At 65.0% G+C, this 13,753-nt stretch carries 10 protein-coding genes; 5 read left to right on the top strand and 5 right to left on the bottom strand.

Going from position 1 to position 13,753, the window contains the following annotated elements; genetic code table 11:
• Positions 1-486: 486 nt before the first annotated feature.
• Positions 487-1,431, bottom strand: a complete 945-nt coding sequence (gene mepA, locus EI171_RS02195; protein WP_161532456.1) for a penicillin-insensitive murein endopeptidase — start codon at positions 1,429-1,431, stop codon at positions 487-489.
• A 138-nt stretch (positions 1,432-1,569) separates the two neighbouring features.
• Here mepA and EI171_RS02190 point away from each other — a divergent pair, with 138 nt between their 5' ends.
• The gene (locus EI171_RS02190; RefSeq protein WP_246740430.1) at positions 1,570-2,013 is read left to right on the top strand and encodes a L,D-transpeptidase; all 444 of its coding nucleotides are present in this window, start codon (positions 1,570-1,572) and stop codon (positions 2,011-2,013) included.
• A gap of 388 nt (positions 2,014-2,401) precedes the next feature.
• On the top strand, positions 2,402-4,573 hold the full coding sequence (locus EI171_RS02185; protein ID WP_161532455.1) for a bifunctional diguanylate cyclase/phosphodiesterase: 2,172 nt from the start codon (positions 2,402-2,404) through the stop codon (positions 4,571-4,573).
• Positions 4,574-4,824: 251 nt separating this feature from the next.
• Here EI171_RS02185 and EI171_RS02180 read toward each other — a convergent pair whose 3' ends face one another.
• Complete coding sequence (locus EI171_RS02180) at positions 4,825-5,976, bottom strand: acyl-CoA dehydrogenase family protein (protein WP_161532454.1); 1,152 nt, start codon at positions 5,974-5,976, stop codon at positions 4,825-4,827.
• A 138-nt stretch (positions 5,977-6,114) separates the two neighbouring features.
• Positions 6,115-6,414: a hypothetical protein gene (locus tag EI171_RS02175; protein WP_161532453.1), complete on the bottom strand. Its 300-nt coding sequence runs from the start codon at positions 6,412-6,414 to the stop codon at positions 6,115-6,117.
• 139 nt (positions 6,415-6,553) lie between these two features.
• Here EI171_RS02175 and EI171_RS02170 point away from each other — a divergent pair, with 139 nt between their 5' ends.
• The 3 genes from EI171_RS02170 (at position 6,554) to EI171_RS02160 (ending at position 9,302) form a co-directional block, all read left to right on the top strand.
• On the top strand, positions 6,554-7,243 hold the full coding sequence (locus EI171_RS02170) for an aspartate/glutamate racemase family protein (RefSeq protein ID WP_161532452.1): 690 nt from the start codon (positions 6,554-6,556) through the stop codon (positions 7,241-7,243).
• Positions 7,244-7,443: 200 nt separating this feature from the next.
• The gene (locus EI171_RS02165; RefSeq protein ID WP_246740429.1) at positions 7,444-8,697 is read left to right on the top strand and encodes a serine hydrolase; all 1,254 of its coding nucleotides are present in this window, start codon (positions 7,444-7,446) and stop codon (positions 8,695-8,697) included.
• Between the two features lie 188 nt (positions 8,698-8,885).
• Positions 8,886-9,302 carry an SRPBCC family protein gene (locus EI171_RS02160; protein ID WP_038967708.1) on the top strand — a complete coding sequence of 139 codons (417 nt, stop codon included), beginning with the start codon at positions 8,886-8,888 and terminating at the stop codon, positions 9,300-9,302.
• Positions 9,303-9,637: 335 nt separating this feature from the next.
• Here the strand turns inward: EI171_RS02160 and EI171_RS02155 are convergent, their stop codons facing one another.
• Positions 9,638-11,500 carry a caspase family protein gene (locus tag EI171_RS02155; protein WP_161536895.1) on the bottom strand — a complete coding sequence of 621 codons (1,863 nt, stop codon included), beginning with the start codon at positions 11,498-11,500 and terminating at the stop codon, positions 9,638-9,640.
• Positions 11,501-11,829: 329 nt separating this feature from the next.
• Positions 11,830-13,641, bottom strand: coding sequence for a translation elongation factor 4 (gene lepA / locus EI171_RS02150; RefSeq protein WP_028175920.1), 1,812 nt, complete (start codon positions 13,639-13,641; stop codon positions 11,830-11,832).
• Positions 13,642-13,753 lie beyond the last annotated feature (112 nt).

The raw sequence follows: 13,753 nt of genomic DNA, 5'->3' as shown, positions 1-13,753 counted from the left end.
GAAAGACGCGGGGCTTGCGGTCAGGCTTGTTGAAGAACGGGATGCGCGTCCCGAGATGCCGCGGGCTTACGGCGCGGCGGCAGGCCGATACTAGCGCATTTGGCTGGTGCGAACCAATCAACTCATTCGTCAGCCCGGGCCGCGCGCCCCAATCACCACTGTCGTCCCGGACAAGCGGAGCGCAGATCCGGGATCCATAGCCACAGGCGGGTGTGGTCACGGGGGTTCTGAGTTGCCAGCTCGCGCCACAACCACTCCCTGTGGTTATGAGTCCCGTGCTCGCTTCGCGCCCCGGGACGACGGCGGTGAGGAGGCGGCAGCGTCAATATCAGCTCGTCGTCCTGGACAAGCGAGCAGAGCGAGCGCTGATCCAGGACCCATACCCCCAGGATTGTGTTTGGCGAAGACTCGCAGTTGCCACTTCGCCCAACAACTCCTCCCTGGGGTAATGGGTCCTGGCTTTCGCCAGGACGACGGCGGAGAGCGTTACGGTTTCGCATCCGCCGCGTGCAGCACCGCCTTGCAGGCCGCCGGCATCTGCGCCAGCGTCATCGGCGGTTTCGGTTTTGGCGGTTCCGGCGGCGGCTTGGGGTGCAGCACGGCATCAGAGAACCAGTAGGCGAGATCGGCCTCCTTGCAGCCTTCGTCCTCGGACTGCGACGGCTGGCCCTCGCATTCGCCGGCGCCCGGCGGGCAGCGCATGCGGATGTGGAAGTGATAGTCATGGCCCCACCATGGCCGGATCTTCGACAGCCAGGAGCGGTCGCCCTTGGCCTCGCGGCACAGCGCCTTCTTGATCGCGGCATTGACGAAGATGCGCTGCACCGCCGGCTCCTGCGCGGCGTCGCGCAGCACCAGCACGTGGGACGGCGTGAACGCCTTCGGGTCGATGTCGAGCCGGTCCTGCCGCACCATCATCACCGCGGACATTTCCTCGCGCTCCTCGCGCGAGAGCCGATGGTCGGGCATCGGCGTCAGCCAGATGTCGGCATCGAGGCCGATCTGATGGCTGGCATGGCCCGACAGCGCCGGCCCGCCGCGCGGCTGGGCGATGTCGCCGACCAGGATGCCCGGCCAGCCCGCGTCCTTGTGCGCCCTGGCCGCGAGCCGCTTGATCAACGCGATCATCTCGGGGTGGCCGAAATTGCGATTGCGCGACAGCCGCATCACCTGCCAATTGTCGCCGTTCAGCGGCATCCGTTCGGCGCCGCCGATGCAGCCCTTGGTGTAGGAGCCGATGACATGCGCCGGCCCCTTCGAGGGCAGCAGCTTTCGCGCGAACAGCTCCTTGGCGCCGATGCTGGGATCGTTGGGGTTGGCGAGCGGCGGCAGCGGCTTTGGGTTCACGCTGCCCTTGTCCTGGGCCAGCGCGCCGCCGGCGGTCAGGAGTGTCGCGAAAAGCAGGAGAGGGACGAGGCGGCGGGGACTCATGCTGATCACCTTATAGCCCAACGCTGCGTCAGGGTTAAGAATTAGGCTTTCGACCGGCCGCCGCCTCACGGTGTCTTTACAGCCGCGGTCCGGCCCCGACACCATGCTGGCCGGACAAAAAGCTGCGGGGCTTTGGTCATGAACCAACAATGTGCACGGCTCGCGATGCGGGGCGTGACTGCGGCGCTTGTGCTGGCAGGATATTGCGTGACGCCGGCGCGGGCCGACCTCAGGGTGGACATCGACAAATCGTCACAGCGCATGTCGGTGCGTGTCGACGGCACGCCGCGGTACAGCTGGCCAGTGTCGACGGGCCGCAGCGGCTACGGCACGCCGAGCGGCACCTTCCATCCGCAGGCGATGATGCGGCGCTACTTCTCGCGCAAATACTACAATTCGCCGATGCCGCACGCGATCTTCTTCCACTACGGCTTCGCCATTCATGGCACGACCGACATTTACCGCCTGGGCGGGCCGGCCTCGCACGGCTGTGTCCGCTTGCATCCCGCGCATGCGGCCGCCCTGTTCGCGCTGGTCCAGCGCGAGGGCGCACGTAACACCACGATCCGTATTTCCGATTAGACCATCACAAAGTCGCATGCCGGCCGGCCGATTTTAACGGCCCGATAACCGTATCCTGCATTGACCAAAATTCGTGCGCGGCGTGCGGAATAACCGCGGTCGGCATGCAATCGCGCGCGATTTCGGAAATGATTCAAGCGCGCGCGCAATTTTGCGCCAGCGCGCCGTCCGATTGTAACGACGAAACGGGTTTGCTGCGCCCGCGGAGGCTTTCACGCCTCGCAAACAGGCACGGCTGCGGGTGCATGCGAACCGCGGGGCCGGCGAAGATTACTTTTTTTTCAGACACTTGCCCCAAGACTGCCTCAAGACTTGCGGCCGCAGGGCGCGACTGGGACATGTGAAGTTGAGTTTGGGGTCTCGAAAACCAGGAAAGCGAAAGCGCAACGTGCGTGCTGCGGCCGGCGAGCGGCCGCGCAAGCCGCGTTTCGCGCGCGCCTCGCATCGGCCCGCCAGGCACGACGAACTCGTGCAGAGCCGCGCGGAAGCCGAAGCGGCCATCATCGAGGTGCGCAAATCGCACGAACGGCTGCGCCAGGCCGTCGACCTGCTACCGCAGGGCATCGTGATTCTCGACCCCGAAGGCCGCTACGTTCTCTGGAACAAGCAATATTCCGAGATCTACAGCAAGACCGCCGATCTGTTCGCGGAGGGCGCGCGCCTCGAAGACACGCTGCGCGTCGGCGTCGCCCGCGGCGACTATCCGGAAGCCGCAGGCCACGAGGAAGAGTGGATAGCCCGGCGGCTGGAGAAGCTCTATCAGCCGGGCGCACGTCACGAGCAGACGCTGTCGGACGGCCGTGTCATCTTGATCGAGGAGCGCCGCACCGACGACGGCGGCGTCGTCGGCCTGCGCGTCGACATCACCGAGTTGAAGCAGCGCGAGGCCTCGTTCCGCCTGCTGTTCGACGGCAATCCCGTCCCCATGATCGTCTGCGCGCTCGACGACGAGCGCATCCTCGGTGTCAACGACGCCGCGGTCGCCCATTACGGCTATAGCCGCACCGAGTTCGAGAAGCTGAAGATCCGGTCCTTGCAGGCCTTCGACAGCGAGCCGCCCTGGACCACCGACCGCTCCAGCGACGAGCAGGCCGCGCGCACCTGGAAGCACGTCAAGGCCGACGGCGCGCTGATCGACCTTGCGATCTATTCGCGCGAATTGACCTATGCCGAGCGGCCCGCGGTGCTGCTCGCGCTGATGGACATCACGGAGCGCAAGCGCGCCGAGGCGCGGCTGGCCTTCATGGCCCAGCATGACGGGCTCACCGGCCTGCCGAACCGCAACCTGCTGCGCCAGCAGGTCGACGAGATGCTGCTGCACACGCGCCGCAGTTCCGAGAAGGTCGCGGTGCTGATGCTGGGGCTGGACAATTTCAAGGCGGTCAACGAGACGCTCGGACACGCCGTCGGCGACAAGCTCTTGCGCGGTGTCGCCAAGCGGCTGCGCTCCACCTTGCGCGAAGCGGACGCGCTGGCGCGGCTCAATTCGGACGAGTTCGCGATCGTGCAGAGCGGGCTGACCCGTCCCGAGGACGCGGTGATGCTGGCCAAGCGCCTGCTGGAGGCCATCGCCGATCCCTATCTGCTCGACGGCCATTCCGTGGTGATCGGCGCCTCCATCGGCATCGCGATGGCGCCGGCCGACGGCGACGATTCCGAAAAGCTGCTCAAGAGCGCCGACATGGCGCTGTCGCGCGCCAAGCTGGACGCGCGCGGCACCTTCGCCTTCTTCGAGGCGGCGCTGCATGCGAAAGCGCAGAGCCGGCGCAAGATCGAGGTCGAGCTGCGCGACGCGATCCAGAACGACGTGTTGCGGCCGTACTACCAGCCGCTGATCGACCTCTCGAGCGGCCGCATCACCGGCTTCGAGGCGCTGGTGCGCTGGCCGCATGCCGAGCGCGGCATGGTCTCGCCGGCGGAGTTCATCCCTGTCGCCGAGGAAACCGGCCTGATCAATCCGCTCGGCGGCTTGATGCTGCGCCGCGCCTGCCTCGACGCCGCGACCTGGCCCGACGACGTCCGCGTCGCCGTCAATCTGTCGCCGCTCCAGTTCCGCAGCGGCAACCTGCTCTCGATGGTGACGGACGCGCTGAAACATTCCGGCCTGCCGCCGCGGCGGCTCGAGCTCGAGATCACCGAGACGCTGCTGCTGGAGAAGAGCGCCCAGGTGCTGGCGACGCTGCATGCGCTGCGCGCGCTCGGGGTGCGCATCTCGATGGACGATTTCGGCACCGGCTATTCCAGCCTCAGCTATCTGCGCAGCTTCCCCTTCGACAAGATCAAGATCGACCAGTCCTTCGTGCGCGATCTCGGCGCCAACCGCGAGGCCCAGGCGATCATCCGCTCCATCGTCAGCCTCGGCAAAGGTCTTGGCGTCACCATCACCGCCGAAGGCGTCGAGACCGAGGCCGAGCTGAGCTGCCTCAGGGCCGAAGGCTGCGACGAAGGCCAGGGTTTTCTGTTCAGCAAGGCCCGCCCCAATATCGAGATCATCAGCCTGCTCGCCGCGCAGCGCGGCATCGATGCCGCCGACGAGGAAGACGCCGCGATGGTGGCGTGATCGTCATGCTCCTCCGGCCATTCTTCGCAGCTCACCGTGAATTCCCAATGTAAGGGACGCGCCACTCTTTCGGTTAACCTCTCCCGCTTGCGGGAGAAGTCGCGCCGAAGGCGCGGGTGAGGGTTCTCTCCTCTGGGGGGATTCTCGATTGCGGAGCCACCCTCTCCCCAACCCTCTCAGCGCGAGCGAAGCTCGTCGCGACCCCGCAAGCGGGGGAGGGAGCGCACCGGCCGTGCGGCTATCACTCCGCCTCACTCGCTCGCCAAAAGTGCCTTCCCCACATCCTCATAATGCGTGTCGCGCGCCTGGATCTGCTGCGCGATGGCGTGCATGTCGCGGAACCGCCGTTCGAACGGATTGCTGCGGAACACGGCCGTGGCGCCGGCCATGTGGTAGGCGGCGTCCACCACCTTGGCCGACTGGTGAATGGTCCAAGTCGCGGCGAGGCGAACCGCGCTGCGATGCGCCGCGCTGAATTCGCCGGTCGCGCTGAGATCGCGCCACATCGCATTTGCGGTGGCGTAGAGATAGGCGCGCGCGGCGCGAAGGTCGCCCTCGGTGTGGCCGATCAGGCCCTGGACCGACTGGTTGTCGCGCATGGCGCTGGCCGCCAGCGACTGGTGCTTGCCGCGCTCCAGTGCGATCGCCGCATCCAGCGTGGCGCGCGCGACGCCGAGCGACACCGCGGCAAAGCCGAGGCTGAAGGTCGAGCCGGTGCCGATCCTGTAGAGCGGTCCCTTCTCGCGCAGCGCCGACGGCACGTCACGGAACGCGGTGAAGCGCTCGGGGATGAAGAGGTCGCTCACCTCATAGGAATCCGTGCCGGTGCCGGCGAGCCCGATCGCCTGCCACACGTCGTGCAGCACGGCGCTCTCTGCCGGAAACAGGATGGTGCGCACCTCTGGCGAGCCGTCGGCATTTTTTCGCGGCACAGCGTCGGCGCCGACGATGCGGACATGCGCCCCCAGCCAGTTCGCCTGCCGCGAGCCCGAGGCAAAATCCCAGCGCGCGGTGACGCGATAGCCGCCCTCGACCGCGCGCGCCTCATGCGCGATCGCACCCCAGGCGAGGATGCCCGGCTGTGTGTTGAAGATCTCGTGCGCGGTGTCGCGGTCGAGCGAGGCCGCGATCATCGCGCAGACGCAGCACTGGCCGAGACACCAGGCCGTGGAGGCGTCCGCCTTCGCGATCTCCTCCAGCATCTGCATGAAGGCTTCGATCGGAGCTTCCGTGCCACCAAGGCTCTGCGGCAGCAGCGCGCGATAGAGCCCGTTCTCGACCAGCGCTGAAACGACGGCCGGCGTCAGCCTCCGCGTCCGCTCGATCTCGTCGGCCTCGCCCGCGATCAGTGGTGCGATGGCCCGCGCCCGCTCAACCAGGCCAAACCCGCGAGTTGCGTTCATCTGCGTTTCCTCGCCCATTCTGCCGTGAGCGGTAAGACAAGCGATGGTGGTCTATTTGGCAGGGAGGATCAAGATTGCCCGCGCTCGCTCGCCCCAGGGCGAGGTCGGTTGCGGTCCCGGAACGCCATCGCCGGCTGCTCAGCCGTTCGGTAGCCACCACCCGAAGATCGCGACGACGAGGCACGCCAAAAGGCAGATGGCCTGATGGCCCATTTCTATCCAGTACTGGACCGGCGCGGTGTCCCTCTGGAAAACCTGCCGCGACCAGTCCAGCAGCCAGACCACGAGATCGGGACTGAAGGCCCTGATTTTCCGGTCGGCATAGCCATAGCGCAGCATGCGCCCGCAATCGACGCACAGATAGATCGCGACGATTCGGGCGACGATCTCACACAGGAAAAACTGCATACAGGCACCCGCTTCATCCGTATCGCGCATCCATCTGCGAGAAACGGCGGCTATTGCAGCGGCACGACCTTGTTTGGTGTAGCCGGACTTGCGGCCGGTTCAATCGCGTCATGGCGAGCTTCCGCGTCTTCGTCTACGATCCATCGAGCGAGTTTTGGGAGATGCCGGGATGCGAACCATTGGCCTGATCGGAGGCATGAGCTGGGAGAGCACCGCGCTCTATTACAAGCTGATCAACGAGCGTGTCCGCGACCGCATGGGCAAGCTGCACTCGGCCCCGTTGCTGATGTATTCCTACGATTTTCAGGAGATCAAGGAGATGCAGTACGCCGGCCGCTGGCAGGAGGCCGCAAGCAGCCTCGCCGAGGTCGCGCTGCGCCTGGAAAGCGCCGGCGCGCGGGCGATCGTATTGTGCACCAACACGATGCACAAGCTGGCGCCCGAGATCGTGGCGAAGCTGACCATTCCCTTCATCCATATCGGCGACTCAACGGCACAGCGCATCCGGTCCAGAGGATACCGGCGCGTCGGGTTGCTCGGCACGAAGTTCACGATGGAGGAAGACTTCTACATCGACCGGCTGCGCGCGCATGATCTCGACGTCCTCGTTCCTCCCGCCGAGGCGCGGGCCGACGTCAACCGCATCATCTACGACGAGCTGTGCCTTGGAAACGTCGCCGCCCCCTCGCGTTGCCGCTATCGGGAGGTGATGGCGGCGCTGGTCGCCCGTGGTGCCGAGTGCATCATCCTCGGCTGCACCGAGATCACGATGCTGGTCGGGCAGGGCGACACGACAGTCGAGACCTTCGACACGACGGCGATCCACGCCGAGACAGCGGCTGATTTCGCGATCGGATGATGGATGTCTCGGTGGCGCAGAATTCGGCCGACGTCGGCGGTGGGCCACATGCTGACACCGTCTACCCGTAATGATAGCATGCCTCCGTCACCGGTCTGCGAGGTTGCTCTCATAAACGCACACAAACAAAGATGTGTGAGGAGACAAGTACGATGAATTGGGGAGCACTCAGCAAGCCCCGCGGTTGCCGGGGGCTTTTCTTGCCTGTCATTCTCGCCTCCGCGCTCTGGGCGCCCCTGGCCTGCGCACAGGACGTCCGAAGCTTTCCCGGCGAGGCGGGACCGGTCTTCTCGGAGAGCGGCCCCGATGCCGAGCTCTACGGCGCGGCGTCCGGCTATCCGGTCGGCACGCGGGGGACCACCACCCAGCTCGACAAGCTCGTCGGCGTCTACAGCCATTTCGGCGAGATCTATCCTTCGCGCCCGATCGGTCGGGCGACGGCGCCCTGGCAGTTCAAGCGCGCGCCGGAGCCGTCGATCGCCTACAGTTTCGGTACGGAACGGCTGAGCATCGCGGATTACCTCAAACGCAACCCGGTGACGGGACTCCTGATCGCCAGGGACGACACAATCCTGTACGAGCACTATCAATATGCGCGGACCGACCACGACCGCTTTCTCTCGCAGTCCATGGCCAAGACGCTGGTGGGCATGCTGGTCGGGATCGCGGTCTCGGAGGGACGGATCAAGTCGATCGACGACCCCGTCTCGACCTACGTCTCCGGCCTTGCGGGAACGGAATATGGAAGCACCTCCATCCGGGCCCTGCTGAACATGTCGTCGGGCGTCGAATTTTCCGAGGTCTATGACGGGCAAGATGACATAGCCCGGCTTGGGCGAGCCCTGTTCGTTGAAGAGCCGAAAGATCCCGCCGCCGTCGTCGCACAATTCAATACAAGAACCGCCCCGCCGGGGACCCGATGGCACTATGCCAGTGTGGAAACCGAGATCTTGGGCCTGGTCCTGCGCTCCGCGACGGGCACGCCGGTTGCCGACTATCTCCACGACCGGATCTGGGATGCCATCGGCACTGAAGCGGATGCCTCATGGGCGATCGATGGCAGCGGGCAGGAGATTGCCTTTTGCTGCTTCAACGCAACCTTGCGCGACTATGCGCGCCTCGCCCGGCTGCTCGCGCATGACGGCGCCTGGGAAGGCCGTCAGTTGATCCCCCGGCAATGGCTGCTGGATGCCACGACGGTCAGGCCAGACGACGGTCATCTCGCTCCGCGCGTGGCCACACCCTATTTCGGCTACGGCTATCAGGTGTGGCTCCTGCCCGGCGAGCAGCGCAGATTTGCCCTGCTCGGCATCCGCGGTCAGGTCATCCTGGTCGATCCGGCCTCGAAGCTCGTCATGGTGCACACCGCCGTTCGCCAAAAGCCGTCCGAACCGGGAGCCCTCAGGGAGCCGCTTGCGTTGTGGTCCGCCGTGCTTCAACAGCTCGGGCAATGATCTGACAGCGCCTTGGACCTCATGACCGCGCATTTGCTCGCCCTTCAGTGTGACGGGTTTGCTTTTTTCTGGAGATTCACGACACGACCATGTCGGCACGGACCGGTCTCGATCGTCCTTGGTCGGACCTCGCACACGTCAGTGATGCCGTCACCTCGACCGTCAAAATCGAACCAGGAGCAATGTTCATGAGGATCACCGTCGAAACCACCGTGGCAGCCCCCATCGATCAGGTCTGGCGTGCCTATACGACGCCTGCCGACATCGTGAAGTGGAACGCGGCGTCCGACGACTGGCATACAACCAAGGCGACGGTCGACCTGCGAGAAGGCGGCATCTTCTCGTCTCGCATGGAGGCCAAGGACGGCAGCATGGGCTTTGACTTCGCCGGCACCTACACCAAGATCGTCGAACACAAGCTGATCGAATATGCGTTCGGCGATCGCAAGGCCGAGGTTGAGTTCGTGCCGGGCTCGAATGGCATTGTCGTCCGCGTTGTCTTCGATAGCGAGCCGACCCACTCGGTCGAGCAGCAGCAAGGCGGCTGGCAGGCGATCCTCGACAACTTCGCGCGATACGTCGAAGCGAAGCAGAAGACGTCGTGAAGCCGCGCGGGGGCACGAGATGGAGGTCCCTGACGGGCGTCGTCGGCTTTCCGGGCGGAGCACCTGACGGAAACTGAACAGTCGGGGAATGGCCGGCTTGGGGGCAACCGCGTCGGTTTACCCCTCAGCCGGCGACCTCCGGCTTGCGCCGGGCTCCGGACAAGCCGCTGCGTTGCGCTCGCCGGCGCGATGGCCAAGAGCCGACGAGGCGCTGTGTCACCGCTTTAGGAAAGGCGGACACTGGCTTTCCGTACACCCGATCATCGAGAGTTGGAACGAAGCGCTCACTATCCAGGGGAAATCTCTTTCATCGCCGCAAATCTATCCCCGTCGCCTCAATTGCAGACTTCCCGGGTCCCTTCAGCGACCGTCACGCCCTGCCCGGACCTTGCATAGCCGAGCTTGCATCCCGGACGTACTGGGCGGCATCCCGCCGCATTGCAAACCATCTGGCCGGTGCTCTGCGGCTTGGTCGGTGCCGATTCAACCTGCTTGCGCTGCTCGTCTCGTCCCTTTGCATTCTCGCGCGCGGCCGCGGGTTTCCTCTCCGGGATCTTCTCGCATTCGTTGTCGTCATTGACGCGGGAGCCGGCACGGCATGTGATCTTGACGCAGGCATCGCCGTCGGCCCTGAAGCCATGGTCGCACACCAGCGGGCAGACCCGGCCCGGCTTCGCCTTGATGGCGTCGAGCGCGTCGAAGCTGGCGAGCCTGGCGTCGAGTTTCGTTCCGGCATACTTGTTGAACAGCGTCAGCGAGCGCTGTGACGTCGCATTCCAGTCACCGTCAGCCGACGCAGTCAGGCACCCGACCCGGCGCAATTCCGACTGCACCGATTTCGCGACCTCCAGGGGTGGCATGGCAGGCTGCGCCGACGGCGGCGCGAGCGCCGCGACCTTCTGTTCGCCACCCGCGCCTGCCGGCTTCTCGGCAGCCTTTTTCGCCGCCAGCTCTGCGGCGGCTTTCTCGGCAGCGGCTTTGTCGGCGGCCTGTTTGTCCGCAAGAGCCTTCTCGGCTGCCTGCTTGTCGGCGAGCGCTTTGGCTGCTGCGGCCTCGGCCTCTTTCCTGCGCTGCTCGGCCGCGGCGGCCTTGGCCTCTTCGACCTGCTTGGCCTTCTCAGCCGCAATCCGCGCATCTTCGGCGGCCTTGGCGGCTGCCGCCGCCCTATCTTGCTCCGCCTTCCTGGCCCGCTCCGCCGCAAGCCGCGCTTTCTCGTCTTCGGCCTGCCGCGCCTTATCGGCGGCGGCGGCGCGCGTCTCCTCTGCTGCGATTCGGTTCAATTGCCCCTTGGCCAGGCTGGCGTAGAACCCGTCGGCATACTTCGCGAGGAAAGCCGTCCAAACCTCTCTCGTGCCGATCTGCAGAGCCAGCTCATAATCCCGACGGACGGCGTCATCGGGACTCGCCTGAGGACCGGATGCGGCTGCCAGCTTGGCCTGGACCAGGGGGACGTCGTCACCGCCCAGCGAACCATAGACATACGGCTCCTGCTTGTAGCCGGTGTTCTTGAGGACATCGTCGCGCACGAAGCCGAAGGCCTTGCGCAGGTCGAGGCCCGGTGTGGGCAGACGCTCGACGAGCGCGGCCGCGAACGGGCTGTTCTTCGAGTCGCCATCGGAGGCGGTCGAGCCCGCCTTCGCAGCGTAGGCGATCATGGTGTTCGAACTGGTCGGCTCGACCTTGGCAAGACCACGTCCGATAGCGCGGGCGGCAACCGTGCGCTTCATTGTCTTGGCAAAGGGATTGTCGCGGCAGGCGTCGAGAATGACGAGGCGGAGCTGTTTGGCCGGTTCGATGGCAAACAACACTCGGTCGAGCGGAAACGCCTCGTCGAACACGTCGTTGTCTGTTTCCAGGGCAGCATCGGTCGGGATCAGGTAGTTGTTGCCGTCCAGCTCGATCCCGTGGCCGGCGTAATAGATGACGGCGACTTCCGCCTCGCGAGCCTTGCCTGCAAACTCGCGAAGCGCCTTGCGCATATCGACCACGCTGAGGTCGAGCTTGACGTCGACGCTGTCGAACCCGGCCTTCTTGAACATGCCACCGACCAGGGCGGCATCATTCACCGGGTTCGCAAGCCTCGGCACGCTCTTGTAGGCCGAATTGCCAATAACGAGCGCGACGCGGCGCTCGGCGTGCGCCGAACCGCAGGTTAGCCAGACGACAAATAACAATGAAAACCAGCGAAATGCGCCCATCGCAGCCCCGAACATCACGTGCGCAGCGTATGCGGAGCCTGCCGAAAGGCAAGTATTGGATCTGTGATGTTGATCACTCAGGCCTTCGGCATGTTGCCTCCGGTGCCTCCTGAGGGGCGCCCGCGTCGCACCCGCTGCCATGATGCCATCATGCCCCTGTTTTGCCCGACGGGTCAAATCGATTTCGTAAAATCGAAAATTCGAAAAGCGCAATGCCGACAAGGGGCCGGCTACTGTGCATGGGGTTGTTTTCGCGGTTTTTGTTTTCCGGCCACGGATGGCCGGGCCTGACCAGTCTCGTTACGTCAAAACTGGTCCGGGCAGCAGCCTCAGCTATCCACCTTCAGCGCGGCAATGAAGGCTTCCTGCGGGATGTCGACCTTGCCGAACTGCCGCATCTTCTTCTTGCCTTCCTTCTGCTTCTCCAGAAGCTTGCGCTTGCGCGTGATGTCGCCGCCGTAGCACTTCGCGGTGACGTCCTTGCGCAGCGCGCGGACCGTCTCGCGGGCGATCACCTTGCCGCCGATCGCCGCCTGGATCGGGATCTGGAACATGTGCGGCGGGATCAGCTCCTTCATCTTCTCGACCATGGCGCGGCCGCGCCCCTCGGCGCGGGTGCGGTGGACCAGCATCGAGAGTGCGTCGACCGGCTCAGCATTGACCAGGATCTGCATCTTGACGAGGTCGGCCGGCTTGTAGTCGGTGAGATGATAGTCGAACGAGGCGTAGCCCTTGGAGACCGACTTGAGGCGGTCGTAGAAGTCGAACACCACTTCGTTGAGCGGCAGATCGTATTTCACCATCGCGCGGGCGCCGACATAGGTCAGCTCCTTCTGCGCGCCGCGGCGGTCCTGGCACAGCTTCAGCACGCTGCCGAGATATTCGTCGGGCGTGAGGATCGTCGCCTCGATCCAGGGCTCCTGGATCTCCTCGATCTTGACCACGTCGGGCATGTCGACGGGATTGTGGATCTCGAGCTCGGTGCCGTCGGTCAGCTTCATCTTGTAGATGACGCTCGGCGCGGTCGCGATCAGGTTGAGATCGAACTCGCGCGACAGCCGCTCCTGGATGATCTCGAGGTGCAAGAGGCCGAGGAAGCCGCAGCGGAAGCCGAAGCCGAGCGCCGCGGAGGTTTCCATCTCGAACGAGAAGCTGGCGTCGTTGAGGCGCAGCTTGCCCATCGCGGCGCGCAGCGTCTCGAAATCGTCGGCGTCGACCGGGAACAGGCCGCAGAACACCACCGGGATCGCCGGCTTGAAGCCCGGCAGCATTTCGGTGACAGGCTTCCTGTCGTCGGTGATGGTGTCGCCGACGCGGGTGTCGGCGACTTCCTTGATCGCGGCGGTGATGAAGCCGATCTCGCCGGGGCCGAGCTCGTCGACCTGCGTCATCTTCGGCGTGAAGAAGCCGACGCGCTCGACGTCGTAGGCAGCGCCCGTGCCCATCATGCGCACGCGGCTACCCTTCTTCATGACGCCGTCGACGACGCGGATCAGCACGACGACGCCGAGATAGACGTCGTACCAGCTGTCGACCAGCAGCGCCTTCAGGGTCGCATCGCGATCGCCCTTCGGCGGCGGCAGGCGGGTGACGATGGCTTCCAGCACGTCGGGAACGCCGAGGCCGGTCTTGGCCGAGATCATCACCGCGTCCGAGGCGTCGATGCCGATGACGTCCTCGATCTGCTGCTTGACCTTCTCGGGTTCGGCGGCCGGCAGGTCGACCTTGTTCAGGACCGGAACGATCTCGTGATTGTTGTCGAGCGCCTGGTAGACGTTGGCGAGCGTCTGAGCTTCGACGCCCTGGCTGGCGTCGACCACCAGCAGGGAACCCTCGCAGGCCGCCAGCGACCGCGAGACTTCGTAGGCGAAGTCGACATGGCCGGGCGTGTCCATCAGGTTGAAGATGTAGTCCTTGCCGTCCTTGGCGCGGTAGGCGAGCCGAACCGTCTGCGCCTTGATGGTGATGCCGCGCTCGCGCTCGATATCCATGGAATCGAGCACCTGCTCCTTGCCCGCCATTTCGCGGTCGGTGAGGCCGCCGGTCATCTGGATCAGGCGGTCGGCCAGCGTCGATTTGCCATGGTCGATATGGGCGACGATGGAGAAATTGCGGATGTTGGAAATGGGGACGGTCGTCATGGGCGCGGGATACCACTCACATCCCCGTGCGGCAACCATATTGCTGTATTTTCAGGGCCTTTCTTCACGCCAAGCTGATTCCACGACGGGCCAAAACGCGCTACGCAACGGC

It is taken from the genome of Bradyrhizobium sp. LCT2, assembly GCF_009931255.1.
Taxonomy (GTDB): domain Bacteria; phylum Pseudomonadota; class Alphaproteobacteria; order Rhizobiales; family Xanthobacteraceae; genus Bradyrhizobium; species Bradyrhizobium diazoefficiens.
Note: the sequence above shows the minus strand (reverse complement) of the source record. Positions and strands in the feature narration are given on the sequence as shown.

Coding starts and splice junctions, on each gene's coding strand:
- mepA (WP_161532456.1), bottom strand. CDS start 1,431: ATGAGTCCCCGCCGCCTCGTCCCTCTCCTGCTTTTCGCGACACTCCTG.
- EI171_RS02190 (WP_246740430.1), top strand. CDS start 1,570: ATGAACCAACAATGTGCACGGCTCGCGATGCGGGGCGTGACTGCGGCG.
- EI171_RS02180 (WP_161532454.1), bottom strand. CDS start 5,976: ATGAACGCAACTCGCGGGTTTGGCCTGGTTGAGCGGGCGCGGGCCATC.
- EI171_RS02175 (WP_161532453.1), bottom strand. CDS start 6,414: ATGCGCGATACGGATGAAGCGGGTGCCTGTATGCAGTTTTTCCTGTGT.
- EI171_RS02170 (WP_161532452.1), top strand. CDS start 6,554: ATGCGAACCATTGGCCTGATCGGAGGCATGAGCTGGGAGAGCACCGCG.
- EI171_RS02160 (WP_038967708.1), top strand. CDS start 8,886: ATGAGGATCACCGTCGAAACCACCGTGGCAGCCCCCATCGATCAGGTC.
- EI171_RS02155 (WP_161536895.1), bottom strand. CDS start 11,500: ATGGGCGCATTTCGCTGGTTTTCATTGTTATTTGTCGTCTGGCTAACC.
- lepA (WP_028175920.1), bottom strand. CDS start 13,641: ATGACGACCGTCCCCATTTCCAACATCCGCAATTTCTCCATCGTCGCC.